This window comes from Streptomyces sp. NPDC050619, from assembly GCF_040654815.1.
Taxonomy (GTDB): Bacteria; Actinomycetota; Actinomycetes; order Streptomycetales; family Streptomycetaceae; genus Streptomyces.
This window is the reverse complement of the sequence record NZ_JBFAIR010000028.1, coordinates 96,198-121,378: the sequence shown is the minus strand read 5'-3', so window position 1 is coordinate 121,378 and position 25,181 is coordinate 96,198. Positions and strand designations below refer to the sequence as shown.

Below are 25,181 nucleotides of genomic sequence, written 5' to 3'. Positions count from 1 at the left end.
GTGGCGTCGGTCCTCGGGGTCGGGAGCAGTGTGAGCGTCTTCCAGGGTATCCGGCCGCGCAAGACAATCGTCCCCGCCTGCTCGATCGGTCACGCCCGCAGCGTCTCCTCCAGCTTCCGCGCCGCCGAAGCCGCCTCCTCGCCCGCCAGCGGCACCCCTTCAGCAGTCGTCACGTAAAAGGCGTCCACCGCGTTGGACCCGAGCGTGCTCACATGCGCGCTCCGCATCCGCATCCCCGCGTCCTCCAGCGCCCGCCCGATGCGGAACAGCAACCCAGGCGCGTCCTGGGCCCGCACCTCGATCACCGTGGCGAGGCGGGACGCGGCCGGGTGGACCGACACCCGCGGCGGGGGTGCCACGACGCCCCGACGGCGCGGATACGCGGCGTCCCGTTCGGCGAGGCGGGCCGCGATGTCCAGGGAGCCGTCCAGGGCCCGTACGAGGTCGGCGCGCAGCCGGGCGGCCTGGGGCAGGGAGCCGTACTGGGCGGCGACCCGCCAGTTCAGGAGGAGTACGGAGCCCTCGACGCCGTCCGGCAGGTCCAGCGCCCGCAGCTCGGCCGTGCGGACCGTCAGGCGGTGCATGGCCAGCACGCCGGCGACCGCGGGCAGCACGCCCGCCTGGTCGGGGACTGCGATGAGCAGTTCGACACCGAGCGGCTCCGGATCGCCGGCCGGCTGCTCCTCCGTCGGTGCCTCGGTCTGTGCGCGCAGTGCCAGCACCGGGCCGCCCGTCGCGACGCACTCGATCGCGAGGCGCTCCTGCTCGGCGGTGGGCGCGGCGGACTCGGGCTCGTCCAAGAAGTCCCCGGACAGCACGGCGTGGACCCGCTTGACCAGGTCGGCGACGAGCGAGCCGCGCCACGACGACCAGGCGGCCGGGCCGGTGGCCAGCGCGTCCGCCTCGGTGAGCGCGTGCAGCAGCTCCAGCGTGCCCTGTGTGCCGACCGCCTCGGCGACCGAACGCACGGTGGCCGGGTCCTCCAGGTCGCGCCGGGTGGCCGTGTCGATGAGCAGCAGGTGGTGGCGTACGAGCGTGGCGAGCACGGCCACGTCGGCGCGGTCGAAGCCGATGCGGGCGGCCACGTCCTTGGCGATGATCTCGCCGGCCACGGAGTGGTCGCCGGGCCAGCCCTTGCCGATGTCGTGCAGCAGTGCGGCGACCAGGAGGAGGTCGGGGCGGTGGACGCGGCGGGTGAACTCGGAGGCGCGGACGGCGGTCTCGATCAGGTGCCGGTCGACGGTCCAGACGTGGACGGCGTTGCGCTGCGGGCGGCAGCGCACCCGCTCCCAGTCGGGCAGGAGGCGGGTGATCAGGCCCTCGGCCTCCAGCGCCTCCCAGACGTCGATGGTGGGCTGGCCGGAACCGAGCAGGGTGACGAGTTGCTCGCGGGCCTCGGCGGGCCAGGGCGTGGGCAAGGGGCGCACGCCGGCCGCCATGCGCCGTACGGCGTGCAGGGAGAGCGGGAGTCCGGCCTGGGCGGCGGCGGCCGCGGCGCGCAAGGGCAGTACGGGGTCGCGTTCGGGGCGTGCGGCGCGGGCGAGCACCACCTCGCCGTCCTGCTCCACCACCCCTTCGGCCAGCGGAGAGCGGTCGGCCACGGGCTTGCCGCCCCCGAGCATGGCGCGCAGGCGTGGCCGCACGGCGCGCGACCTGAGCACGCGCCCCACTTCGCGCCAGGTGACATCACTGGCGTACGAGATGACGCGGGCCGCCTCGTAGACCTGCCGCAGGAGCGTGTCTGCGTCGAGGAGGCCGAGTTCGGCCGCGACCTGGTCCTGTTCCTGGAGGGCGAGCCGGTCGGTCGCGCGGCCCGTCGTCAGATGCAGGGCGTCGCGGACGTCGAGGAGCCTGCGCCGGGCGTCGTCGAGTCCTTCGCGCGGGGCGTCCGCCAGCCAGGAGGCGGCGACGGCGCGCAGGGCGGTGGCGTCGCGCAGGCCGCCGCGGGCCTCCTTGAGGTCGGGTTCCAGGAGGTACTGCAACTCGCCTTGGCGCTCCGCGCGCTCGGCGCACAGCTCCTGGAGCTCGGGGAGACGTTTCGGCGCCTGGTTGCGCCAGTCGGCGAGGACCGCCGTACGCAATCCGGCCGTGAGGCCCAGGTCGCCCGCGATGTGGCGGGCGTCGAGGAGGCCGAGCTGGACCTTGAGATCCTCCGCGGCCGTCTTGCGGGCCTCGGCCGGGGTGCGGACCGAGTGGTCCAGGGCGAGGCCGAGGTCCCAGACGGGGTACCAGATGCGGTCGGCCAGGGCGGCCACCGCGCCGGAGTCCGCGCCGTCGTGCAGCAGGAGCAGGTCCAGGTCGCTGCGTGGGGACAGTTCGCCGCGGCCGTAACCGCCGACCGCGATCAGGGAGACCCCGCGCAGTTGCTCGGTCCCGGCGGCGAACAGGCCGGTCAGCCAGTCGTCCGTCAGTTCGGCGAGGGCGGTACGGCGCGGCGGCCCGGACCGCGCCCCCTCAGTGAGGAGGCGCAGCCGGGCCGCCGCGTAGCCGCTGGGTCCCGAGTCCTCTGCATCCTTGCGCACGTTCGTACTCGTCACCCAGCGACTCCTGTTCTCTTTTCTGTCCTCTAGAGCGCGTCCGGGCCGCGCTCGCCGGTCCGGACCCGTACGGCGGTCTCGACCGGCAGGGACCAGACCTTGCCGTCACCGATCTTGCCGGTGCGGGCAGCCTTGACGATGACGTCGATGAGGCCCTCGGCGTCGTCGTCCTCGGCCAGTACCTCGATACGGATCTTGGGGACCAGGTCGACCGTGTACTCGGCACCCCGGTAGACCTCGGTGTGGCCCCGCTGACGACCGTAGCCGCTGGCCTCGGTGACCGTCAGGCCGTGGACCCCGAAGGCCTGGAGAGCTTCCTTGATCTCGTCGAGCCGGTGAGGCTTCACGACGGCGGTGATGAGCTTCATGCGTCCACCTTCTTGGTCTCAGAGGCGGGCGGGGCCGGGACGGCGCCGCGGTCGTAGCCACCGCCGGCACCACTGAAGTCGTATGCGGTCTCGGCGTGCTCCGCCTGGTCGATACCGGCGACCTCCTCGTCCTCGGTGACCCGCATCCCGATCGTCTTGTCGATCAGGAAGGCGAGGATCGCGGAGGCGACGAGGGAGTAGCCGAGCACCGCGAAGACACCGGCACACTGCTTCCAGAACTGGGTCATGCCGCCGCCGTAGAAGAGGCCCTCCACGGTGGACTGGCCGTGGCCGCTGGCGAGCAGGCCGATCAGCAGGGAGCCGACGACACCGCCGACCAGGTGGACGCCGACCACGTCGAGCGAGTCGTCGTAGCCGAGCTTGTACTTCAGGCCGACGGCCATGGCGCACAGCACACCGGCGACGACGCCGACGGCGATGGCGCCGAGCGGGGAGACCGCACCACCCGAGGGGGTGATGGCGACCAGACCGGCGACCGCGCCGGAGGCGGCGCCCAGCGTGGTGAACGCGCCGTGGCGGATCTTCTCGTAGATCAGCCAGGCCAGCATGGCGGCGGCGGTGGCGACCTGCGTGTTGACGAACATCAGCGCGCCGACGCCGTCGTCGTTGCCGAGCCACGAACCGGCGTTGAAGCCGAACCAGCCGAACCACAGCAGACCGGAGCCGAGCATGACCAGCGGCAGGCTGTGCGGGCGCATCGGGTCCTTCTTGAAGCCGACCCGCTTGCCGATGACCAGGATCACGCCGAGCGCCGCGGCGCCCGCGTTGATGTGCACCGCCGTACCACCGGCGAAGTCGATCACGCCCAGCTCGAAGGCCCAGCCACCGGCGCCCCAGACCCAGTGCGCGACCGGGAAGTAGACGACCGTGGCCCACAGGGCGACGAACAGTGCCCACGCGGTGAACTTCACGCGGTCGGCCAGGGCACCGCTGATCAGGGCGGGCGTGATGATCGCGAACATCATCTGGAAGATCATGAACACGAAGATCGGGATGGTGTAGCCGTCCCACAGCTCCGTCAGGCCGATGTTGCTGAGGCCGACCCAGTCGGAGTTCCATCCGATGATGCTGCCGGAGTCAGTACCGAAAGCCATGGAGAAGCCGTACAGCACCCAAAGGATGGTGACGATCCCGATGCTGATGAAGCTCATCATCAGCATGTTGAGAGTGCTCTTGACGCGGACCATGCCTCCGTAGAAGAAGGCGAGGCCCGGGGTCATGATCAGCACCAGGGCAGAACAGATGAGCATGAAGCCCGTGTTGGCGGCAGACAGCTTGGGTGCTTCTGCGGCGAGCGTGATGGCTGCTGGTGCCATCGGCGTCTCCTCGTCGTTGGTACGGCCCCGTGCGGGCGAAGCCTGAGCGGATTGGAGGGGTGGGCCGGTTATGCGCCATGAGATTGACGCAGCGCCGTTTCGATGGAAGCCCCTCATTGTTTCGCCGACGTGACGAAGGCGCCGTGCGTGTTACGCCTAGATGAACTGGCAGATATTGGTCGCGTCGATCGTTATCGTGGCGCAACCTTCGGTAAAGCAATCAAAACCGACCGCGGTCGGCCCTCCGATGACCGGGCATGGGGGAGCCGAGTCGGGCAGTTCGGGAGGGCCGGCCGCGGCCGGAGTTCAGGGGTTCGGCCGGGGCTGTCAGACCGCCTCCGCGGATTCGGGCAGTTCGATCGCGAGCTGGTCGGTGAGGTCCACGACCTCGGCGAGATCGCCGAAATCGCGTACGGCCGCGCCGACCGTCTTTCGGATACGAGTGTTGACGCGCTCGGAGCGGACTTTCTTGGCGATCTGCATGGCCCGCGCGGCGAGCACGGTGCTCTGCTCGGGTTCGCGGCGCAGCAGATGCACGGTGGCCATCCCGATCAGATTGAGTGCGTACGACCGCTGGTGCTCATGGTCCTTGGCGAACAGCTCGACGGCTCGCTCCATCAGGGGTTCGGCCAGGGAGGCGTAGGCGGGGCTGCGGCCGGCGACGTAGGCGAGGTCGCGGTAGGAGTGGGAGTTCTCGCCGTACAGCTCGGCCTCGGAGAAGAAACGGATCCAGTCGGGGTCCGGATCGTCCCACTCGCCGGTGTCGGCGAAGGTGTCCTCGGCCATCCGGACCGCCCGTTTGCACTTCCCGGGCTGCCCCATGTTGGCGTAGGCGCGGGCCTCCATCGCATACAGCATGGACTGGGTGCGCGGGCTCGCGCAGTCCCGGCTGCCGTACTGCGCGAGGTGGATCAGCTCCAGGGCGTCCTCGGGCCGCCCGAGGTGGATCATCTGGCGGCTCATGCTGGACAGGACGTACGAGCCGAACGGCTTGTCGCCGGCCTCCTTGGCCGCGTGCAGGGCGAGGACGAAGTACTTCTGCGCGGTGGGTTGCAGCCCGACGTCGTACGACATCCAGCCGGCCAGTTCCGCCAGCTCCGCGGCGACCTTGAAGAGCTTGCGGGTGGTGGCCTCGGGGTGGGATTCCTGGAGGAGGTCGGTCACCTCGTGCAGCTGGCCGACGACCGCCTTGCGGCGCAGGCCGCCGCCGCACTCGGCGTCCCACTTGCGGAACATCACCGTGGTCGCCTCGAGGAGATCCAGCTCGGGCTTGGACAGCCGGCCGCGACGGGCCGAGGCCGCCGAGGACCCGGAAGGCTCGGGCTCCTGGTACGGCGAGGAGGGCGCGGGCACGAGCCAGCGCTGCATGGGCTCGATGAGGGACGGGCCCGCGGACAGGACCAGCGAGTTCCCGAGGAAGCCGCGCCGCGCCAGCATCAGGTCGCTGCGCGAGAACTCGCTGAGCAGGGCCACTGTCTGCGGACCCGTCCAGGGCAGGTCGACGCCGCCCGCGGAGGGTGACTGGCGGGCGGAGCGCAGGCCGAGGTCCTCGACGGAGACGACGCAGCCGAACCGCTCGGAGAACAGCTCGGACAGGATCCGGGGGATGGGTTCGCGGGGGTTCTCGCCGTCCAGCCAGCGGCGCACGCGCGAGGTGTCGGTGGAGATGTGGTTGGCCCCCAACTGGCGGGCCCTGCGGTTGACTTGCCGGGCGAGCTCGCCCTTGGACCAGCCGCTGCGCACGAACCACGAGGTGAGCAGCTCATTGGGGCGCTTGTCGGCGTTCGTTGAGTTTGTCCCGCTCGTCCCACTACCGCCGTTGCCGCTCACTGGAACGCCCCCATTCCTGAGACCACTTGTCACTGAGTGCGCCAAGCCTTATCAGAATGCCGGTAAATACGGCCGTCCGTCCGGCGGTTGTCATCCTTCGAACGGGAAGCCGACTTGCCTCCGGCATACCCAGAAGTGCATGTGCCTCCAGGACTCGTGCACACAGAGTAATCCTACGATCACGCGTCCAGCCATGGCGATCCCCGAAACGCCACCTTTCGCCACCCCTTCGAATGAACTCACGGTCGCCTCCACACGATTGACTTGACAGAGGGCGACCGGGAGTGGGCGGAGCGGTGCATTCGGGGGCGTGCACGGTTGAGTACACAACCCGGGGGACCTCCGAGCGCCGACAAAACTCGAAAGTGGCAACAGAGAGTCACGGTTCGCGTTCGTCTCGTAACCACCGGCACGCCGGACACGTTGGAGGGGGCATGGGCTTCACGATCGGCGGCATTCGGGAGATCCGCTCCGGTACACGGCGACGCGGCCGCACGTCGGAGTGCACCGCCGTCGCCGAGTTCACCGGACTCTGGGGCTGGGACGTCGTCCCGGGCGCGCGGGCCGCGGCGGGCGCCTGCTCGTGCGGCCGCGCCGACTGCGCCGCCCCGGGCGCCCATCCCCTCGACTTCGCGCCCCATGTGCCGGCCGGTGCCACGCTCGACGAAGTGACCAGGACCTGGGGGGAGTTCCCCGGCGCCGCGGTGATGCTGCCGGTCGGCCGGGCGTTCGACGTGATCGAGGTGGCCGAGCCCGCCGGGCGCCACGCCCTGGTGCGCCTGGAGCGCATGGGTCTCCCTCTCGGCCCGGTGACCGCGACACCGGAGGGCCGCGCCCACTTCTTCGTCGCCCCCGGCGCCGCCGCCGAACTGGCCGAGCTGCTCTACCGCATGGGCTGGGACGACCCGTCCTCCCTCGACCTGCACGGCCTCGGCCCGGGTACGTACATCACGGCGCCGCCGTCCGACCGGGCGGGCCTGGGCCCGGTCCACTGGCTGCGCCCGCCCGAACTGGACACGGCGACGAAGCCGCCGGCGGCGCGGTTGCTGCTGGGGACGCTGGCGTATGTGGCACACCGGTCGCGCGCGTAGGCGTAAGTCGCGTAGCCGTACGTGACGAAGCGCCCGTCCCCCCATTGCACCTTGGGGGGGCGGGCGCTTCTGCGAGCACCTAGGAACGTTCCCAGGTCATTCTCCGATAAGGGCGTCAACGAACGCCTCCGGCTCGAACGGCGCCAGGTCGTCCGCGCCCTCGCCCAGGCCGACCAGCTTGACCGGCACGCCCAGCTCGCGCTGTACGGCGACCACGATGCCGCCCTTGGCCGTGCCGTCCAGCTTGGTGAGGACGATGCCGGTGATGTCGACGACCTCGGCGAAGACCCGGGCCTGCACGAGACCGTTCTGTCCCGTGGTCGCGTCGAGGACGAGCAGCACCTCATCCAGCGGGGCGTGCTTCTCGACGACACGCTTGACCTTGCCGAGCTCGTCCATGAGGCCGGTCTTGGTGTGCAGGCGGCCGGCGGTGTCGATGAGCACGACGTCGGCGCCCATCTCCTTGCCCTCCTTGACCGCGTCGAAGGCGACGGAGGCGGGGTCGCCGCCCTCGGGACCGCGCACGGTGTGGGCGCCGACCCGCTCGCCCCAGGTCTGGAGCTGATCGGCGGCGGCGGCCCGGAAGGTGTCGGCGGCACCGAGGACGACACTGCGGCCGTCGGCCACCAGGACGCGGGCGAGCTTGCCGGTGGTGGTGGTCTTGCCGGTGCCGTTGACGCCGACGACCATCACGATGCCGGGCTTGCTGGTCTCGGGCTCGGTCTTGACCTCACGGTCGAAGTCGGTGCCGACCAGCTTGAGCAGCTCGCCGCGCAGCAGGCCGCGCAGCTCGTCGGGCGTGCGGGTGCCGAGCACCTTCACGCGCTCGCGCAGACCTTCGACCAGCTCCTGGGTGGGCTGCACGCCGACGTCCGCGGTGAGCAGGATGTCCTCGATCTCCTCCCAGGTGTCCTCGTCGAGGTGCTCGCGGGAGAGCAGGACGAGCAGGCCCTTGCCGAGGGCGTTCTGGGAGCGGGACAGGCGGGCGCGCAGGCGGACCAGGCGGCCGGCGGTGGGTTCGGGGACCTCGATCTCGGGGGCTTCGACGAATGGCGGCTCCTCGACGGCCACGGGAGCCGAGCCGTCCGGAAGATCCACCTCCTCTATCGTCCGGCGCTCTTCGTCGCGCGGTGTCTCGGCCTCGTCGCCGATGTGCGGCTCGGCCGGCGGGGCGGTGATGTCGGGGGCGGCGGGGGGCGGCGGGGGCAGCGGCTTCCGGCGCCGGCTGCCGACGATGAGGCCGCCGAGCGCGCCGAGCACGACCACGGCGATGACTACAACAAGGATGACGATGTCCATAACCCGTCCAGTATGCGTGACCCACCTCCGGCGGGGCCGTCGCCCGCACGCCGAACGGGGCACGCCCCGCCTCTGGTTACCTGACGACCCGTCAGCTAACGTCCCCCTGCACCGGCACCCCACCCGTCCGGCGAAGGGGGTTTTCCCATGCCCGTCACCGTCATCCGTTTCAACCTCGTCGAGCCCGGCGCCACCCCCGCCTCGCTCAGTGCCCGCTACCGGGCCGCCCTGGAGATGGCCGCGTATGCCGACGACCACGGGATCACCACCGTGCAGACCGAGGAGCACCACGGCGTCGGCAACAACTGGCTGCCGTCGCCGTTCGCCTTCGCGGGGGCGGTCTTCGGCGCGACGCAAGGAAATTCAGCGGCGCGCAGCGCCTCGTTGAGGGGTGGTGGTCGGGCGACGGGCGGGCGGATCGCGGTCACGGTCTCGGCGGGCATCGGCCCGCTGCACGACCCGCTGCGGCTGGCCGAGGACATCGCCGTGCTGGATCTGCTGAGCGGCGGCCGGCTGGTGACGGTCGCCGGGATCGGGTACCGGCCCGAGGAGTACGCCCTGTTCGACGTGGAGTGGAAGCGGCGCGGGAAGATCCAGGACGAGGTACTGGAGACGGTGCTGAAGGCCTGGAGCGGCGACCCCTTCGAGTACCGAGGACGCACGGTACGGGTCACTCCGCGCCCGTACACCGATCCGCACCCCCTGCTGCTGGTCGGCGGCTCCTCGAAGGCCGCCGCCCGCCGGGCCGCCCGCCTCGGTCTGCCCTTCTTCCCCAGCGCGCACCTGCCGGAGCTGGAGGCGTACTACAAGGAGCGGCTCGTCGAGTACGGCACCGAGGGCTGGACCATGATGCCCGCCGCCGAGACCCCGCTGTTGCACATCGCGGAGGACCCGGACGAGGCGTGGGGCCGGTACGGCGCGCACTTCCTGCACGAGGCGCGGACGTACGCCTCCTGGCAGTCCGGGGACATCCGGTCGGCGGTGCGGTCGGCGGCCACGACGGTGGACGAGCTGCGCGCCGAGGGCGTGTACCGGATCCTCACGCCCGAGGAGTGCCTGGCCCAGGGCCTGGACAACCTCGTCCTGCATCCGCTGGCCGGCGGGATGCCGCTCGACGAGGGGTGGCGCAGCCTGCGTCTGTTCTGCGAAAACGTACTGCCCCGGCTCAGCGAGTGAACCGGGGCGGTACGCCTTACGGGTGTCGAGGAGCCGGCAGCGGGGACTTGGCCCGGCTCCTCGAGCTCAGTGGCCTCTTCGAGGAGGCTCAGCCCATCTCCTCCAGCGTCTTGCCCTTCGTCTCCTTGACGTACTTGAGGACGAACGGGATGGAGAGCGCGGCGAAGACCGTGTAGATCACGTAGGTCACGGAGAGGTTCCAGTCGGCCAGCGACGGGAAGCTCGCGGTGATGGCCCAGTTGGCGATCCACTGCGCGGAGGCGGCCACGCCCAGGGCGGCGGCACGGATCCGGTTCGGGAACATCTCGCCGAGGAAGACCCAGACGACCACACCCCAGGACAGGGCGAAGAAGAGCACGAACACGTGGGCGGCGATCAGGGCGATCCAGCCCTGGGTTGCGGGCAGCTTGCCGTCGACCAGGTCGAAGGAGAACGCCCAGGCCTCCAGCGCGAGACCGATCACCATGCCGACGGAGCCGATCAGGGCCAGCGGCCTGCGGCCGACGCGGTCGACGAAGATCATGGCGATCACGGTGCCGAGGATGTTGATGATCGACGTCGTGAACGAGTAGAAGAACGAGTCCGTCGGGTCGACGCCGACCGACTGCCACAGGGTCGAGGAGTAGTAGAACGCGACGTTGATGCCGACGAACTGCTGGAAGACCGACAGGCCGATGCCGATCCAGACGATCGGCTTGAAGAAGAAGCCGCCGCCGAGCAGGTCCTTGAAGGTCGACTTGTGTTCGCTCTTCATCGCGTGCTCGATCTCGGCGACGCGGGCGTCCATGTTCACGTCCTTGCCCTCGACCTCGGCGAGGATCTCGCGGGCCCGCTCGTGCTTGCCGACGGAGATCAGGAAGCGCGGGGACTCGGGGATCGCGAAGGAGAGCAGGCCGTAGAGGACGGCCGGGACGACCATGACGCCGAGCATGACCTGCCAGGCCTCCAGGCCCATCAGCTTGCCGCGCTGGTCGCCGCCGGCGGCGTTCAGCAGACCCCAGTTGACCAGCTGCGACACGGCGATGCCGATGACGATCGCGGCCTGCTGGAAGGAGCCGAGGCGGCCGCGGTAGGCGGGCGGGGCGACCTCGGCGATGTAGGCGGGGCCGATCACGGAGGCCATACCGATGGCGAAACCGCCGACGATGCGCCAGAAGGCGAGGTCGTACAGCGCGAAGGGGAGCGCCGAGCCGACGGCGCTGATCGTGAAGAGGGCCGCCGATATCTGCATGCAGCGGATACGGCCGATGCGGTCGGCGATGCGTCCGGCGGTCGCGGCGCCGATGGCGCAGCCGATCAGGGCGATGGCGATGACCTGGGCCAGGGCCGCGGAGCCGATGTCGTAGCGGCCCCTGATGGCCTCGACGGCGCCGTTGATCACGGAGCTGTCGTAGCCGAAGAGGAAACCGCCCATCGCGGCCGCCGCCGCGATGAAGATGACGTGCCCGAGATGATCGGGGTGAGCCGTGGCGGCTCCTGACTTGGATCCCTGCGCTGTGCTGGTCACGTGTACTCCTCGGGCCGCCGGCAACGTCGCCGGCGGGGGTCGGCCCTTCGAGGTAGGTGGTACCTGAAGGTAAAAGCAACGTTGCCGAGACTATGCCTTCAAGTTTCGAAGTCAAGAGCCAGCAGATGTGACCTATGCCCCCGCAAGTGGGGGTATTGCGTTCACGAGTTGAAGGAAAGGCAAAGCCGCGTCAGCGCAGTCGCTGCGAGATGACCTTCGATACGCCGTCGCCCTGCATGGAGACGCCGTACAGCGCGTCGGCGACCTCCATGGTCCGCTTCTGATGCGTGATCACGATCAGCTGCGAGGCCTCCTGAAGCTCCTGCATGATCCGGATCAGCCGCTGGAGGTTGGTGTCGTCGAGCGCCGCCTCGACCTCGTCCATCACGTAGAACGGGCTGGGCCGCGCCTTGAAGATCGACACCAGGAGTGCCACGGCGGTCAGCGAGCGCTCGCCGCCCGACAGCAGGGACAGCCGCTTGACCTTCTTGCCCGGCGGCCGGGCCTCGACGTCCACGCCCGTGGTGAGCATGTTGTCCGGGTCGGTCAGCACGAGCCGCCCCTCGCCGCCCGGGAACAGCCGGCCGAACACGCCCTCGAACTGGTGGGCCGTGTCCCAGTAGGCCTCGGTGAAGACCTGCTCGACGCGCTCGTCGACCTCCTTGACGACCTGGAGCAGGTCGGCGCGGGTCTTCTTCAGGTCCTCGAGCTGCTCGCTGAGGAACTGGTGGCGTTCCTCCAGCGCCGCGAACTCCTCCAGCGCGAGCGGGTTCACCTTCCCGAGCTGCTGGTACGCGCGTTCGGCGACCTTCAGCCGCTTCTCCTGCTCCGCGCGGACGAACGTCTTCGGCTGGTTCCTCGGATGCTCCGGATCTTCCGGCAGCTCTTCGCCCTCGGCGGGGGGCGAGGGGGGCACCAGCTGGTGCGGGCCGTACTCGGCCACGAGCCCCGCCGGTTCGACACCGAGCTCCTCCAGCGCCTTGGTCTCCAGCTGCTCGATCCGCATCCGCTTCTCGGCGCCGAGCACCTCGCCGCGGTGGACCGAGTCCGTCAGCTTGTCGAGTTCGCCCTTGAGATCGCGTCCGGCGCCCCGGGCGGCGGTCAGTTCCTGCTCGCGTCGCGCCTTGGCGGCCTCGGCGGCGGACCGCTCTTCGTCGGCGCGCGCGAGGGAGACCTCGACATGGGCGAGCAGCTGCCGCGTCCCGGAGGCGACCGCTTCCGCGACCGTCGCCTCGTGCCGCAGCCGGGCCCGTCGCTGTTCGGCACGCGCGCGTGCCTCGCGTTCCGCGCGGGCGGCCCGGTCCAGCGAGTCGGCCCGTCCGGCGAGCCCCTTGACGCGTTCCTCGTGCGTACGGACCTGGAGGCGGGCCTCCATCTCGGTCTGACGGGCGTTGGCCCCGTCAGCGGCGAGACGGTCCCGTACCGACGTGTCGGGCTCCTCCTCGACCGGCATCTCCTCGGCGACGGCGAGCCGTTCGGCGAGTTCCTCGACATCCTGGAGGGCCTTGTCGAGCGCCTCCTGGGCCCGCGCCGCGGCGGCGGTGGACCGCTCGGCCTCCCCTGCCGCGCCGCGCGCCTGTCCGGACAGCCGCCCCAGCTGCTGGGCTACGGCCGACTTCTCGCGGTCGGCGGCCCGGCGCCGCTCCCCCAGCTCCTCGACCCGCGCGGCACAATCCCGGCGCCGCTCGACGGCCGCGTGCTGCGCCTCGGTCAGCTCCGCGCACCGCACGGCCAGCTCTTCGAGCTCGGCGGCGGCCTCGTCCACGGACGCCTGCACTTCGAGCAGACTCGGCGCCCCGGCGGACCCGCCCTGCGCGAAGTACGCGCCCAGCAGATCGCCCTCGGCGGTCACGGCGGTCAGATCGGGCCGCGCGTAGACGAGATCCTCGGCGTCCTCGAGGGTGCCGACCACGACGATCCCGCGCAGCAGCCGTCGTACGGCGGGCATCAGCTCGGCGGGCCCGCGGACGAGGTCGGCGGCATACGGCGGCCCGTCGGTGCGTGCCTCCTGCGGTACGTCGTCGGGGGCGCCGCTCAGCAGCAGGGCGGCCCGGCCCGCGTCCTGCTTGCGCAGCAGCCGGATGGCGTCGGCGGCGGCGGACGGCGTGGTCACCGCGAGGGCGTCGGCTCCGACGCCGAAGGCCGCGGCCAGGGCGACCTCGTGGCCCTGGGCCACGGTCAGCAGTCCGGCGGCCGGGCCGAGCAGACCGCTGAGACGATCCTTCGCCGCGAGCAGCGCTCCGGTCCCGTCCTTGCGGCGCAGACCCAGTGCCAGCGCCTCGCGGCGGGCCTGGGTCGCCGCCCGCTGCCGCTCCGCCCCCGTGGCCGCCTCGCGGGCCGCCGTCAGGGCGGCCTCCGCCTCGGCGAGCTGCTGTTTCGCCGTCTCGTGCTGCTCGGCGAGTTCCTGGTCGCCGGCGTCGAGGCCGTCGACCTCGGCCTTGAGGGCCTCGTACTCCTCCTGGGCGGCGACGGCCCGTTCCTGTGCCTCGTCCCGGGCGGCGGCCAGCCGGTCGATCTCGGCCTGGGCCGAGGCAGCGCGCGAACGGGCCGCGTTGACCTGGCCGTTCAGCCGGGCGAGGCCCTCGCGGCGGTCGGCGATGGATCGGGCGACATCCTTCAGGCGCCGCTCTTCGTGCGCGAGTTCGCGTTCCAAGTCGGCCCGGTGGGCGACCGTGTCCTCCAGGGCCCGCTCGGCCGCCTCCAGGGCCGCTTCGAGTTCGGCCTCCTGCTCGCGGATCCGGGCGGCCTCGCGCTCCATGTCCTCGGGGTCCCGGCCGCGCCGCTCCTCTTCGGGCGCCGAAGTGGCGCTCTTCACGCGCGCGTCGGCCAGCGAGATCGTGCCGCGCACCCGCTCGGCCAGCTGGGACAGCTCGTACCAGGTCTGCTGGGCACGCTGGAGACGCGGGGTGAGCTGCCGCACCTCGTCCTCCAGAAGCGCCTCGCGCTGGAGCGCCTTCTTCAGGTCCAGCTCGGCGGCTTCCTTGCGTTCCTTCAGGGCGGCCTCGTCGGCGATCTCGGCCTTGAGGGCCTCCCGCAGCCGTACGAGATCGTCGGCGAGGAGCCTGAGGCGCGAGTCGCGGAGGTCGGCCTGGATGACGGCGGCCCGGCGGGCGACCGCGGCCTGGCGGCCGAGGGGCTTGAGCTGGCGCCGCAGCTCGTCCGTCAGGTCCTGCACGCGAGCGAGGTTGGCCTGCATCGCGTCCAGCTTCCTGAGCGCCTTCTCCTTGCGCTTGCGGTGCTTGAGGACACCGGCCGCCTCTTCGATGAAGGCGCGGCGGCCCATGGGGTCGGCGTGCAGCACGGAGTCGAGCTGGCCCTGGCCGACGATGACGTGCATCTCGCGGCCGATGCCGGAGTCGGAGAGGAGTTCCTGGATGTCGAGCAGGCGGCAGGTGTCGCCGTTGAGCTGGTACTCGCTGCCGCCGTTGCGGAACATTATCCGCGTGATGGTGACCTCGGCGTACTCGATGGGCAGTGCCCCGTCGGAGTTGTCGATGGTCAGGGACACCTCGGCGCGGCCCAGCGGCGGGCGGCCGGTGGTGCCGGCGAAGATGACGTCCTCCATCTTGCCGCCGCGCAGCGACTTGGCGCCCTGCTCGCCCATGACCCAGCTGAGCGCGTCCACCACATTGGACTTGCCCGAGCCGTTCGGCCCCACGACACACGTGATACCCGGCTCGAACCGGAGCGTGGTCGCCGAGGCGAACGACTTGAACCCGCGGAGGGTCAGGGCCTTGAGGTGCACGCCGCTGGACTTTACCTCCCGGGGGTGTCTCACTCCATGAACCCGCGGTTTCACCGGTGAACGTGCAGGGCACACCAGACGTTAAAGAGAGTGAAAGGGTGCGCGGGGGCAAGAAAGAAGGGACGCCGAAGCGTCCCTTGCAGATCTGACAACTTAGCGGCTGATATGGGCTGCCCAACCACTGCTGTCGTTGTTCGATGCAGTGATCAGGTGAGCGCAGGCTCCGCCTGGTGTGCGTCGATGCTCTCCATGCTCTCCATGATCCTGTCGTGAGAAGCGGCAGCCGCGAGCGCGTCGTTCTCTTCCTGGATCCGTACAAGCTCGGATTCCAGGTCCTGGACGCGCTGCTGGAGCCGTCGCATCTCGGCGAGGAGTCGAGGGTCGGAGCCGCCGACGTAACCGAGAAGCGCCTTTGCCATGATGGATGGTCCTCCACACTGAGTGACCGACCGAAGCGGTGTGGGTCGTGAGGGATTCGCACCCGCGGTGCTTGACACTTTTGAGTTCGTGCTGTTGTTCTTCCATGCCAAACAGCTAAGGTGCGCGGGGTGCTTTTAGCGTCTCACCAAAAAGTTTGACGGTCAACACGATCACGCCCGTATTGGCGGGCGAACCGGGGGCACGCGGCCGGGAAACGGCGGCGCTGCGACTCCTGCGGGACCCTTGGGCGTGGCGATCATCTTTACGTGCGGAGCCTGTCACCGCAAGGGGTTATTGGCAACCACCAGGCACTTTCTGCTTCGGGCAGGTGCCGATGGCATGCCCCTCCGGTTCCGCCCGGGGATTCCGAAGAACTGGATCACCGGATGGCGAAGCCGTCGTAACCCCCGCGAGGTGTGTCCCAGATCTCGGTGACGCCGTCCACGCGGCCGGGCGTGTCGTCGCCCTGGAGCCAGTCGAGGAGCCCCTGGCATCCCGCGCGGGGCCCTTCCGCCACCACCTGGACCCGTCCGTCACCCAAATTGAGAGCAAAACCACTCAGGCCGCCGATCTCCAGCGCCTTGGCCCGCGTGAACCAGCGGAAACCCACGCCTTGCACACGTCCACGCACCCAGGCGACCAGTCGCACATCCTCGCTCATGAGTGCAACCTAACCGGCCAATGTCTCTCGGGGCACTTCCTCCCCTGGCGCCATGCGGTACCGTCCCCACCCAATGAATCTCATACGAAACTCACTCGTTCGTGTGAGTTTTGTGAGCTTGGTTGACCGGGGGGACGCGTCGACCGCGAGGACGAGGAAGGCAAGGACATGGGACGCCACCGACGCTCCGCCGCCGGCCGCGCCGCCACGGGCCGCGCCACGGGGGTCACGGAAACCTATGGCTCCCCCACGGAGAGCCACCCGGACCACGACCCGTACGACTCGTACGCCGGCGACCGCCCCACGCTGGGCATCGCCCCCTATCTGAACCCCGAGTCGTACGCCGAGGCCTACACGAAGAGCCAGGAATACCTCTTCGCGACGGACTTCGCGCCGGACGACCACGGCCGCACCGGCGCGGTCTTCCCGTCCGACGGCTTCACGCCCTCCGACGGTCCCCGGCGCGCGGGTTCGCACCGCCGCCGGAAGAAGGGCGGGACGCCGGTCAAGACCGGGCTGCTCGGCGTCTCCGCCGCGGTCGCCCTCGGCACGGTCGCCGTCGCCACGGGTGCGGTGCCCGGCCTCGACAACTACCAGCTCGGCGGGGGCAGCGGCAGCGGCGCCGACAAGGTGCAGGCGGCAAACTCGCCGACCAACTCCCCGGTCGAGCAGGGGGGCACCGACGGCAGCGCCGGCGGCACCGAGAGCCGTGACGACGGCTCGTCGACGAGCCGCGACGCCGAACGCTCCACCTCGCCGACCCCCACGCCGTCCGCCTCGAAGTCGACGCCGTCCGCCGCCCCGACCAAGACGCCGTCCAAGAAGCCGAGGACGACGCCGCCCAGCAAGCCGAAGGCGCCCCCTTCCCGTGCGGCCACGAAGGCGCCGGAGAAGACGACCGAGCCCGTGACGGTGTCGGCGGAGACCCAGGCCGAGGCCGAGGTGCTCAAGCTCGTCAACGAGGAGCGGGCCAAGGTGGGCTGCAGTGCGCTGGCCGCCAACAGCGCGCTGGCCAAGCTGGCCGAGGACTTCAGCGAGGACATGGCCGCGCGGGGCTTCTTCGACCACACCGACCCGGACGGGGCGAGCCCGTGGGACCGGGCCGCCAAGGCCGGGATCACCGACCTCGGCGGCGAGAACATAGCCCGGGGCCAGGCCGACGCGGCCGCGGTGATGGAGGCCTGGATGAACAGCCCCGGCCACAAGGCCAACATCCTGAACTGCGACTTCAAGACGCTGGGCGTCGGTGTGCACCTCGGGTCGGGCGGCCCTTGGTGGACCCAGGACTTCGGGTACTGACGGACAGGACCCGCACTAACTTCTGGTTAGTGCAACCTATCGGTTAGCGCTGCGTTCACGTACGCTTGGGATATGGACACCACGCACGAGCGCTCGGAGGCGCAGGACCTCCCGTACAGCGTGTTCGCCAAGGCCTGCCCCTCGCGCGGCACGCTGGAACACGTCACGGGGCGCTGGGGCACGCTCACGCTCGGCGCGCTGCACGAGGGATCGCTGCGCTTCAACGAGCTGCGCCGCCGGGTCGACGGCGTGAGCGAGAAGATGCTGTCCCAGACGCTGCACGCGCTGGAGCGCGACGGCCTGGTGCACCGCGAGGCCCAGCCGACCAACCCGCCCCGAGTGGACTACGAACTGACCCCGCTCGGCCACGAGATCGCCCAGCGTCTGCTGAGCCTCATCCACTTCGTGGAGGGCACGATGGACGACGTGCTCGCCGCACGCGAGCGTTACGACGTGACGCGCGGCGCTCGCTGACAGCGCGGGCAGAAGTAGCTGGAGCGGTTCATCCAGGGCCGCCGGCGCATCGGCGTACCGCACCGATTGCACGGCAGGCCCTCACGCCCGTACGCGTCGAGCGACCGGTCGAAGTAGCCCGACTCACCGTTGATGTTGACGTACAGGCTGTCGAAGCTGGTGCCCCCGACGGCGAGGGCCGCGTTCATCACGTCTCGTGCGTGGCCCAGGAGTTCGGCGGTGCGCGGGCGGGTGAAGTTCGCGGTGGGGCGCTCGTAGTGGATGCGGGCGCGCCAAAGCGCCTCGTCCGCGTAGATGTTGCCGACGCCGCTGATCAACGACTGGTCGAGCAGGGCCCGTTTGATGGTGGTGCGCTTGCGGCGCAGAGCCTGATGGAACGCCTCGTCGTCGAAGAGCGGGTCGAGGGGGTCGCGGGCGATGTGCGCGATGACGTCGGGCAGGCCCTGAGGGGTGGTGTCGTGCAACGACAGGCCGCCGAAGGTGCGTTGGTCGACGAAGCGAAGTTCGGTCTCGAGGTCGTCCGCGAATCTCACGCGGATGCGCAGGTGCTTCTCGTCCGGCGCCGCCTGCGGCTGCACCAGGAGCTGACCGCTCATCCCGAGGTGCGCCAGGATCGCCTGGCCGGTGTCCTCCAGCGGCAGCCACAGGTACTTGCCGCGACGGCTGGGATTGCCGATGCGGTGGCCCTTGAGGCGGTGGGTGAAGTCGTCGGCGCCGGCGAGGTGACGGCGTACCGCGCGCGGATGCAGCACCTCGGCCTCGGCGACGGTCCGGTGGGCGACCCACCGCTCCAGACCGCGCCGTACGACCTCGACCTCGGGCAACTCGGGCATGGGATCCCCCGTCACATCCGGTGTATGAGTCGAGCGCCCGCCCTCGGTCAAGGGGGCGGACGCTCGGATCGCTCTTGTGCGGTCAGGCGGAGACGGACGACGGACCCTCGCCGTCCTGGGCGGCCTGCTCGACCACCGCGGCCGGCTCGACCACCGTCTTGGCGCGCTCGTCCGCCGCGGCCCGGATGGACCGCCACGCGGATTCCGCGGCCTGCTGCTCCGCCTCCTTCTTGCTGCGGCCGGTGCCGGTGCCGTACGAGACGCCTCCGACGCGGGCGGCAGCAGTGAAGGTCTTCTCGTGATCGGGGCCGGTCTCCGTGACCAGGTACTCGGGGACTCCGAGGCCTTCGGTCGCGGTGAGCTCCTGGAGACTGGTCTTCCAGTCCAGGCCGGCTCCGAGGTTCGAGGACTTCTCGATCAGCGGGTCGAACAGGCGGTGCACCAGCTCCGCCGCCGAGTCCAGTCCCTGGTCGAGATAGACCGCGCCGATCACCGCTTCCAGGGTGTCGGCGAGGATGGACGCCTTGTCCCGGCCACCCGTGCCCTCTTCACCGCGGCCGAGCCGGATGAAGGAGCCGAGTTCGAGGCCACGGCCGACCTCCGCCAGTGCGCGTGAGTTGACCACCGCGGCCCGCAGCTTGGCCAGCTGGCCTTCGGGCAGGTCGGGGTGGGTGCGGTACAGCGTGTCCGTGACCACGAGGCCGAGGACGGAGTCCCCGAGGAACTCCAGACGCTCGTTGGTCGGCAGACCGCCGTTCTCGTACGCGAACGAACGGTGGGTCAGCGCACGCACCAGAAGGGCGGACTCGAGCTTGTACCCGAGCCGCCCTTCCAACAGCGTGTGGGACGAGGCTGTGTTGTCCGCCGGGTCGACCCCGTTGGTACGGGGGGTGTTCTTCTTTGGCGTGGACACGGTGCCTCTCACCAGCCGCTCAGACCTCGAGGACCTGGCGCTTGTTATAGGTGCCACAAGCGGGGCACGCGATGTGCTGAAGCTTGGGCTCGTGGCAGCGCTCGCACGCGACCAGGTTGGGGACCGCAGCCTTCCACTGCGACCGGCGGTGGCGCGTGTTGCTGCGCGACATCTTCCGCTTCGGAACAGCCACGGCTACTTCTCCTGCTTCTCGTCGACGCCCGGTTCGGCGTCGCTGGTGTCGTCCTTCTCGCCGTCTCCGAGTGAACCGGCGAGTCCCTGCAGTGCCGCCCAACGAATGTCGACGGCGTCATGGTGGTGGTCCGGGTCGTCCGCAAGGCGTGCTCCGCACTGGGCGCACAGTCCTGGGCAGTCTTCCCGGCACACCGGCTGCATCGGCAGTGCGAGCACCACCGCATCACGCAGCACGGGTTCGAGGTCGAACAGTCCGTCCTCGATGAAGAGCATGTCCTCATCTTCCTCGGCGTCGTCGACCGGCTCCGCCTTGGGGCGGCCCCGGTCATCGGCGTCGGGGTACGAGAACATCTCCTGGAAATCCGCTTCGAGCTCCAGCTCCAGCGGCTCCAGACACCTTACGCACTCCCCCTTGGCCTGTGCACGGGCGGTGCCCGTGACGAGCACCCCTTCCATGACCGACTCAAGGCGGAGGTCGAGCTTCACCGGGGCGCCTTCCGGCACTCCGATGACCCCCTGGATACCGAAGTCCTTGGGGGCGCCGGTCTCGCGGGTCAGGCGCTGTAGCGCACCAGGCCGCCGACCCAGCTCGTGCGTGTCGAACACGAGGGGGTTGCGGTGGTCGAGGCGGGCGTTCAGGGCCATTCCTGCTTTCGATCTTCTGAGCTCTGGGGCGCTGCCCTTCGGTGTTCCCGGGCAGCGTTGATCGCGGACGTACACGCGACCGAAGAGCCAGGATACTGGACCTTTCGCTCATGGCCCAATCCGGTGTGCGCTCCCGGCCGGGAGGCGGGTGTCAGCCGTTGCCGCGCCCCTGCTCGAACGCCCGCAGCTGCTCCGCGCTGATCATGCCGGTGTCGAAGAGACTGGTCTCGTCGAGGGCGGGCATCGGCTGCTGCTCCGCGTATCCCTGCTGGGCCTGGTTGGGGTCGTAGGCGGGCTGCTGGCCCTCGTAGCCCTGGTAGCCGTAGGGATCGACCTGCTGCTGGTAGCCGTACTGATCCTGCTGGCCGGCGTACGGCTGCTGGTAGCCGCCGTAGGGATCGGGCTGCTGCTGGTAGGCGTAGGCGGGCTGGGCGCCCTGCTGGTCGTATTGCTGCGGTACGGGCTGCTGCTCGGCCGGGGCCGCCGGGGTGTCCGCCTCCGCGAGGGCGGTGAGGTTGGCCAGGTAGTCGGCGTCGCTGGAGTGCTGGACCGTGGTGAGGTCGTCGGCGAGGGAACCGAGGTCGTCGCTGGCGATACGGCCGTGCAGTTTCTGGCGGCCACGGCCGACGGCGTCCAGGGTCTTGGCGAGCACCGCCTCGAAGGCGCCCAGCTTGACGTCGACGTACTCGTCGGCGCTGCGGCGCAGGGTGTCCGGGTCGTGGCTGCGCTCGGGGGCGTCCTCGTCCTCATAGCCCTGCTCGTCGATGCCGGGGCCGGTGCCCAGGAGCTTCTCCCGGCCGCGGCCCACCGAGCCGAGGGTCTTGGTGAGGACGACCTCGAAGTTGGCGAGCTTGGAGTCGACGTAGTCGTCGGCCTCCGCGCGGATCTCCTCGGCCTGTTTGCGGGCCTCGGTCAGGATGCGGTCGGCCTCGGCCTGGGAGCGGCGGGCGATCTCGGTGTCGGAGATCAGCGAGCCCCGTTCGGCGTGCGCCTGCCCGATGATCCGCTCGGCCTCCTGGCGGGCCTGTTCGACCATCTGCTCGCGGTCGCCGATCAGCTCCTGGGCCTGCGCGAGGGAGCCCGGCAGGGCCGCGCGCACCTCTTCGAGCAACGAGAGCAGTTCGGCGCGATTGACCACGCACGAGGCCGACATGGGCATCGACCGGGCACCGGAGACCGTGGACACGATCTCGTCGAGCTTCTTCTGCACGTCCACCTGTGCTCGCCACTCTCTACAGCTGTGTTGGAGACGGACGGGACGACTGTACGGCCATGGGATGGCCGGGGGCACCCGAGTGACGGGTCGTCAGGTGCTCAGTCCTTTCTGAGGCGCTCGGCAAGGGCCTCGAGGACGATCGGGGGCACCAGGTGGGACACATCGCCGCCCCAGGTAGCGACTTCCTTGACCAGGGAGGACGACAGGAAGCTGTAGGTGGGGTTGGTGGGCACGAAGAGGGTCTCCACGCCCGAGAGGCCGTTGTTCATCTGGGCCATCTGAAGCTCGTAGTCGAAGTCGCTGACCGCGCGCAGCCCCTTGACGATGGCCGGGATGTCGCGCTGCTTGCAGAAGTCGACGAGGAGGCCGTGGAAGGCCTCGACGCGGACGTTGCCGAACTCGGCGGTGACCTGGCGGATCAGGTCGATCCGCTCATCGATCTCGAACAGGCCCTTCTTGGCCTTGTTGATCATCACCGCGACATAGACCTCGTCGTACAGACGGGAGGCGCGGGCGATGATGTCGAGGTGTCCGTTGGTGACGGGGTCGAACGACCCGGGACAGACGGCGCGGCGCACTTGAGATCCCTCGCTCTCCGGTCCGGTCATCGTGCGTCTTCACACGTAGAGGCGGCGCGACCGTACCAAAACGTTCCCTCGCCGTAGCGACGGGACCGGATCGCGTCGAAACCGTCAGGCCAACTGAATGCGCCGCCTCTGGTGCTGCGCTCCACGGTGACGAGCGCATCGGGCGTGAGCCACCCCTGCGAGCGGAGTGTGAGCAGAATCTCCCGAAGATCGTCGTCCGAGACGGCGTACGGCGGGTCGAGGAAAACGAGGTCGTACGGCTGTGCAGGCGGCGTCTGGATGATCTGCCGGGCCTTGCCCGCCCTGACCTCGGCGCCGGGCAGGCCCAGGGTTCGCACGTTCTCCCGGACGGTGCGGGCCGCCCGGGCGTCGGCCTCGACCAGCAGGGTGTGGCCGGCGCCGCGGGACAGGGCCTCCAGGCCGACGGCGCCGGAACCGGCGTACAGGTCGAGGACCCGCTCGCCGTTCAGCGGGCCGCCGAGGAGGGACTGCCAGGTGGAGAAGAGGCCTTCGCGCGCGCGGTCGGAGGTGGGGCGTGTGCCGGTTCCCGGCGGGACGGCTAGGCGACGTCCACCGGCTGCGCCGGCGATCACGCGGGTCATCTGGGGTCCTTGTTCGAGGAGGGTTACAGGTCCAGTTTGGCAGGCGGATGTGGGACCGGCTGTTCTCTAGCCCTTTTCCAGGTACTGCTCCCTCTCCTCGTCCAAGAGGGCGTCCAGGGCCGTGCGCAGGCCCGGGAGGTGGGTGAGGTCCGGGTCGGCGGCGACGAGCGCCGCCGCCTCCTCCCTCGCCTCCGCGATGATCTCCTCGTCCTCGATGACGGCGAGCATCCGCAGGCTGGAGCGGGTGCCGGACTGGGCCTGGCCGAGTACGTCGCCCTCGCGGCGCTGTTCGAGGTCGATGCGGGAGAGTTCGAAGCCGTCGAGGGTGGAGGCCACGGCGTTCAGCCGCTGGCGGGCCGCGCTCGCCTCCGGCATCTCGCTGACCAGGAGGCACAGGCCGGCCGCCGAGCCTCGGCCCACCCGGCCACGCAGCTGGTGCAGCTGGGAGACGCCGAAGCGGTCGGCGTCCATGATCACCATGACGGTGGCGTTGGGCACGTTCACGCCGACCTCGATGACCGTCGTGGCGACCAGGACGTCGGTCTCGCCGGCGGCGAAGCGGCGCATGACCGCGTCCTTGTCGTCGGGGTGCATGCGGCCGTGCAGGACTTCCACCTTGAGGCCTTGGAGGGGGCCCTTGGTGAGCTGGTCGGCGATGTCGAGGACGGCGAGCGGCGGGCGTTTCTCGGCCTCGTCCTCGGGGGACTTCTTGGCCTTTTTCGGGTCGGCGGGTTCGTCGATGTCGTCGCCGATACGGGGGCAGACGACGTACGCCTGATGGCCGTTGCCCACCTCCTCGCGCACTCGCTCCCAGGCCCGCGCCAGGAAGTGGGGCTTGTCGGCCGCCGGGACGACATGGCTGGCGATGGGTGAACGCCCGGCCGGGAGCTGGTCGAGGACGGAGGTCTCCAGGTCGCCGAAGACGGTCATGGCGACCGTCCGCGGAATGGGCGTGGCGGTCATGACCAGCAGGTGGGGCGGCTGTTTGCCCTTGCCGCGCAGGGCGTCGCGCTGCTCGACGCCGAACCGGTGCTGTTCGTCGACCACGACCAGTCCGAGGTCGTGGAACTGCACCTTGTCCTCGATCAACGCGTGCGTGCCGATCACGATCCCGGCCTCGCCGGTGACCAGGTCGAGCAGCGCCTGCCGTCGGGCGGCGGCCCCCATGGATCCGGTGAGCAGCACCACCTTGGTGGCCTGCTCGGCGCCGCCCAGCATGCCGCCCTCGGCCAGCTCCCCCATCATCTCGACGACCGACCGGTGGTGCTGCTGGGCGAGCACTTCGGTGGGCGCGAGCATGGCGGCCTGCCCGCCCGCGTCGACCACGGCGAGCATGGCGCGCAGGGCCACCATTGTCTTCCCGGAACCGACCTCCCCCTGGAGCAGCCGGTGCATCGGATGGTCGGTCGCCAGGTCGTCGAAGATTTCCCTGGTGACCTTCCGCTGGCCGTCGGTGAGGGTGAAGGGGAGGCGGTCGTCGAAGGCGGTCAGCAGGCCGTCCGGCCTGGGTCTGCGGGGAACCGCCGGGAGTTGGGCGTCGGCGTGGCGGCGGCGGGCGAGGGCGATCTGGAGGACGAAGGCCTCGTCCCACTTGAGGCGGGAGCGGGCGTCGTCGATGTCCGCCTTGGTGTGCGGGCGGTGGATCTTGAGGAGGGCCTCGGGGAGGGAGACCAGGCCGCGGCCCTCGCGGAGGGAGTCCGGGAGGGGATCGACGGCTTCCTGGGCGCCGGGCAGCACCGTCTGGATCGCCTTGCCGATCTTCCAGGACTCCAGCTTGGCGGTGGCCGGGTAGAGCGGGATGAGGGCCCCGGCCCAGGAGTCGACGGCTTCCTCCGCGCTGTCGCCGTCGCCGCGCAGCAACTCGTACGCCGGATGCGCCAGTTGGAGTCGGCGGTTGAAGACGGAGACCTTGCCCGCGAACATCGCGCGCGTGCCCGGGAGGAGTTCCTTGTGGGGTTTGTGAACGCCATGGCCGAAGAAGACCAGTTGGAGCCGGCCGCTGCCGTCCGTGATGGTCACTTCGAGGCGCTGGCCCTTGCCCCGCGGCGCCTTGGACGAGGCGAAGGTGTGCAGGCGGGCGTCGGCGACCTGGGCGACCACCGTGACGTGCTCGTCCATGGGGAGGTCGGCGAGGTGGGTGAGCTGGCCGCGCTCCTCGTATCTGCGCGGGTAGTGGTGCAGGAGGTCGCCTACGGTGTGCAGGCCGAGATGCTCGGCCATCACCTTCGCGGTGGCGGGGCCGAGCACCTTTTTCAGGGGTTCTTCCAGTGCGGGCACGAGATCCATTGCACACCACAGCACTGACAATGCCGTATACGTCTCGGGAAACCCCTGGTCAGGCGGCTGGTTGGGGACCTAGGATGGCGCGCTCCCGGCCATCTCGACTCCGCTGCCGGCCCGCCCTCGCGGTCACCGCCTCACATGGGACCGCCCGACCCCGCGCCGT

21 protein-coding genes are annotated in these 25,181 nt (G+C 70.2%); 4 read left to right on the top strand and 17 right to left on the bottom strand.

Annotation, left to right across the window (positions count from 1 at the left end; translation table 11 throughout):
• Positions 1–89 precede the first annotated feature (89 nt).
• The 4 genes from AB0I77_RS36585 to AB0I77_RS36570 all read right to left on the bottom strand — a co-directional run bounded on the left by AB0I77_RS36585 (position 90) and on the right by AB0I77_RS36570 (position 6,072).
• On the bottom strand, positions 90–2,537 hold the full coding sequence (locus tag AB0I77_RS36585) for a [protein-PII] uridylyltransferase (RefSeq protein WP_363287091.1): 2,448 nt from the start codon (positions 2,535–2,537) through the stop codon (positions 90–92).
• Positions 2,538–2,566: 29 nt separating this feature from the next.
• Entirely contained in the window at positions 2,567–2,905 is a 339-nt protein-coding gene (locus AB0I77_RS36580; RefSeq protein WP_006379495.1) for a P-II family nitrogen regulator, read from the bottom strand.
• Positions 2,902–4,242: an ammonium transporter gene (locus AB0I77_RS36575; RefSeq protein ID WP_363287090.1), complete on the bottom strand. Its 1,341-nt coding sequence runs from the start codon at positions 4,240–4,242 to the stop codon at positions 2,902–2,904. Before AB0I77_RS36575 ends, AB0I77_RS36580 begins: the two co-directional genes overlap by 4 nt.
• A 327-nt stretch (positions 4,243–4,569) precedes the next feature.
• Entirely contained in the window at positions 4,570–6,072 is a 1,503-nt protein-coding gene (locus AB0I77_RS36570) for a hypothetical protein (protein WP_363287089.1), read from the bottom strand.
• A gap of 434 nt (positions 6,073–6,506) precedes the next feature.
• Here AB0I77_RS36570 and AB0I77_RS36565 point away from each other — a divergent pair, with 434 nt between their 5' ends.
• Positions 6,507–7,163, top strand: a complete 657-nt coding sequence (locus AB0I77_RS36565) for a bifunctional DNA primase/polymerase (RefSeq protein ID WP_363287087.1) — start codon at positions 6,507–6,509, stop codon at positions 7,161–7,163.
• Positions 7,164–7,259: 96 nt separating this feature from the next.
• Here AB0I77_RS36565 and ftsY read toward each other — a convergent pair whose 3' ends face one another.
• The gene (gene ftsY, locus AB0I77_RS36560; RefSeq protein WP_363287086.1) at positions 7,260–8,462 is read right to left on the bottom strand and encodes a signal recognition particle-docking protein FtsY; all 1,203 of its coding nucleotides are present in this window, start codon (positions 8,460–8,462) and stop codon (positions 7,260–7,262) included.
• A 147-nt stretch (positions 8,463–8,609) separates the two neighbouring features.
• Here ftsY and AB0I77_RS36555 point away from each other — a divergent pair, with 147 nt between their 5' ends.
• Positions 8,610–9,638 carry an LLM class flavin-dependent oxidoreductase gene (locus tag AB0I77_RS36555; RefSeq protein ID WP_363287085.1) on the top strand — a complete coding sequence of 343 codons (1,029 nt, stop codon included), beginning with the start codon at positions 8,610–8,612 and terminating at the stop codon, positions 9,636–9,638.
• A gap of 88 nt (positions 9,639–9,726) precedes the next feature.
• Here the strand turns inward: AB0I77_RS36555 and AB0I77_RS36550 are convergent, their stop codons facing one another.
• The 4 genes from AB0I77_RS36550 to AB0I77_RS36535 all read right to left on the bottom strand — a co-directional run bounded on the left by AB0I77_RS36550 (position 9,727) and on the right by AB0I77_RS36535 (position 15,971).
• The gene (locus AB0I77_RS36550; RefSeq protein WP_363287084.1) at positions 9,727–11,145 is read right to left on the bottom strand and encodes a sugar porter family MFS transporter; all 1,419 of its coding nucleotides are present in this window, start codon (positions 11,143–11,145) and stop codon (positions 9,727–9,729) included.
• A 190-nt stretch (positions 11,146–11,335) separates the two neighbouring features.
• On the bottom strand, positions 11,336–14,890 hold the full coding sequence (smc, locus tag AB0I77_RS36545) for a chromosome segregation protein SMC (protein ID WP_363287083.1): 3,555 nt from the start codon (positions 14,888–14,890) through the stop codon (positions 11,336–11,338).
• Positions 14,891–15,096: 206 nt separating this feature from the next.
• Positions 15,097–15,309, bottom strand: coding sequence for a hypothetical protein (locus AB0I77_RS36540; protein ID WP_363287082.1), 213 nt, complete (start codon positions 15,307–15,309; stop codon positions 15,097–15,099).
• 380 nt (positions 15,310–15,689) lie between these two features.
• On the bottom strand, positions 15,690–15,971 hold the full coding sequence (locus AB0I77_RS36535) for an acylphosphatase (RefSeq protein WP_363287081.1): 282 nt from the start codon (positions 15,969–15,971) through the stop codon (positions 15,690–15,692).
• A 168-nt stretch (positions 15,972–16,139) separates the two neighbouring features.
• Between AB0I77_RS36535 and AB0I77_RS36530 the strand changes: the two genes are divergently transcribed.
• Together AB0I77_RS36530 and AB0I77_RS36525 are read left to right on the top strand one after the other, a co-directional pair.
• Positions 16,140–17,270, top strand: a complete 1,131-nt coding sequence (locus AB0I77_RS36530) for a CAP domain-containing protein (protein ID WP_363287080.1) — start codon at positions 16,140–16,142, stop codon at positions 17,268–17,270.
• Positions 17,271–17,342: 72 nt separating this feature from the next.
• Positions 17,343–17,744, top strand: a complete 402-nt coding sequence (locus AB0I77_RS36525) for a helix-turn-helix domain-containing protein (protein ID WP_363287079.1) — start codon at positions 17,343–17,345, stop codon at positions 17,742–17,744.
• Here the strand turns inward: AB0I77_RS36525 and mutM are convergent.
• The 8 genes from mutM to recG all read right to left on the bottom strand — a co-directional run bounded on the left by mutM (position 17,717) and on the right by recG (position 25,021).
• On the bottom strand, positions 17,717–18,577 hold the full coding sequence (gene mutM / locus AB0I77_RS36520) for a bifunctional DNA-formamidopyrimidine glycosylase/DNA-(apurinic or apyrimidinic site) lyase (protein WP_363287078.1): 861 nt from the start codon (positions 18,575–18,577) through the stop codon (positions 17,717–17,719). The genes AB0I77_RS36525 and mutM overlap by 28 nt on opposite strands.
• An 82-nt stretch (positions 18,578–18,659) precedes the next feature.
• Positions 18,660–19,490: a ribonuclease III gene (gene rnc, locus AB0I77_RS36515; protein ID WP_363287077.1), complete on the bottom strand. Its 831-nt coding sequence runs from the start codon at positions 19,488–19,490 to the stop codon at positions 18,660–18,662.
• Between the two features lie 19 nt (positions 19,491–19,509).
• Positions 19,510–19,683 (bottom strand): 50S ribosomal protein L32, encoded by a 174-nt coding sequence (gene rpmF, locus AB0I77_RS36510; RefSeq protein WP_033321093.1) that lies wholly within the window; start codon positions 19,681–19,683, stop codon positions 19,510–19,512.
• A 2-nt stretch (positions 19,684–19,685) separates the two neighbouring features.
• Entirely contained in the window at positions 19,686–20,330 is a 645-nt protein-coding gene (locus AB0I77_RS36505; RefSeq protein WP_363287076.1) for a YceD family protein, read from the bottom strand.
• A 151-nt stretch (positions 20,331–20,481) separates the two neighbouring features.
• Positions 20,482–21,546, bottom strand: a complete 1,065-nt coding sequence (locus tag AB0I77_RS36500) for a cell division initiation protein (RefSeq protein WP_363287075.1) — start codon at positions 21,544–21,546, stop codon at positions 20,482–20,484.
• A 98-nt stretch (positions 21,547–21,644) separates the two neighbouring features.
• Positions 21,645–22,124: a pantetheine-phosphate adenylyltransferase gene (gene coaD, locus AB0I77_RS36495; RefSeq protein ID WP_363287127.1), complete on the bottom strand. Its 480-nt coding sequence runs from the start codon at positions 22,122–22,124 to the stop codon at positions 21,645–21,647.
• A 26-nt stretch (positions 22,125–22,150) separates the two neighbouring features.
• A complete protein-coding gene (gene rsmD, locus AB0I77_RS36490) occupies positions 22,151–22,735 on the bottom strand; it encodes a 16S rRNA (guanine(966)-N(2))-methyltransferase RsmD (RefSeq protein ID WP_363287074.1) in 585 nt (194 codons plus the stop codon).
• 66 nt (positions 22,736–22,801) lie between these two features.
• Positions 22,802–25,021, bottom strand: coding sequence for an ATP-dependent DNA helicase RecG (gene recG, locus AB0I77_RS36485; RefSeq protein WP_363287073.1), 2,220 nt, complete (start codon positions 25,019–25,021; stop codon positions 22,802–22,804).
• Positions 25,022–25,181: the final 160 nt, after the last annotated feature.

Coding starts and splice junctions, on each gene's coding strand:
- AB0I77_RS36580 (WP_006379495.1), bottom strand. CDS start 2,905: ATGAAGCTCATCACCGCCGTCGTGAAGCCTCACCGGCTCGACGAGATC.
- AB0I77_RS36575 (WP_363287090.1), bottom strand. CDS start 4,242: ATGGCACCAGCAGCCATCACGCTCGCCGCAGAAGCACCCAAGCTGTCT.
- AB0I77_RS36565 (WP_363287087.1), top strand. CDS start 6,507: ATGGGCTTCACGATCGGCGGCATTCGGGAGATCCGCTCCGGTACACGG.
- ftsY (WP_363287086.1), bottom strand. CDS start 8,462: ATGGACATCGTCATCCTTGTTGTAGTCATCGCCGTGGTCGTGCTCGGC.
- AB0I77_RS36555 (WP_363287085.1), top strand. CDS start 8,610: ATGCCCGTCACCGTCATCCGTTTCAACCTCGTCGAGCCCGGCGCCACC.
- AB0I77_RS36540 (WP_363287082.1), bottom strand. CDS start 15,309: ATGGCAAAGGCGCTTCTCGGTTACGTCGGCGGCTCCGACCCTCGACTC.
- AB0I77_RS36535 (WP_363287081.1), bottom strand. CDS start 15,971: ATGAGCGAGGATGTGCGACTGGTCGCCTGGGTGCGTGGACGTGTGCAA.
- AB0I77_RS36530 (WP_363287080.1), top strand. CDS start 16,140: ATGGGACGCCACCGACGCTCCGCCGCCGGCCGCGCCGCCACGGGCCGC.
- AB0I77_RS36525 (WP_363287079.1), top strand. CDS start 17,343: ATGGACACCACGCACGAGCGCTCGGAGGCGCAGGACCTCCCGTACAGC.
- mutM (WP_363287078.1), bottom strand. CDS start 18,577: ATGCCCGAGTTGCCCGAGGTCGAGGTCGTACGGCGCGGTCTGGAGCGG.
- AB0I77_RS36505 (WP_363287076.1), bottom strand. CDS start 20,330: ATGGCCCTGAACGCCCGCCTCGACCACCGCAACCCCCTCGTGTTCGAC.
- rsmD (WP_363287074.1), bottom strand. CDS start 22,735: ATGACCCGCGTGATCGCCGGCGCAGCCGGTGGACGTCGCCTAGCCGTC.
- recG (WP_363287073.1), bottom strand. CDS start 25,021: ATGGATCTCGTGCCCGCACTGGAAGAACCCCTGAAAAAGGTGCTCGGC.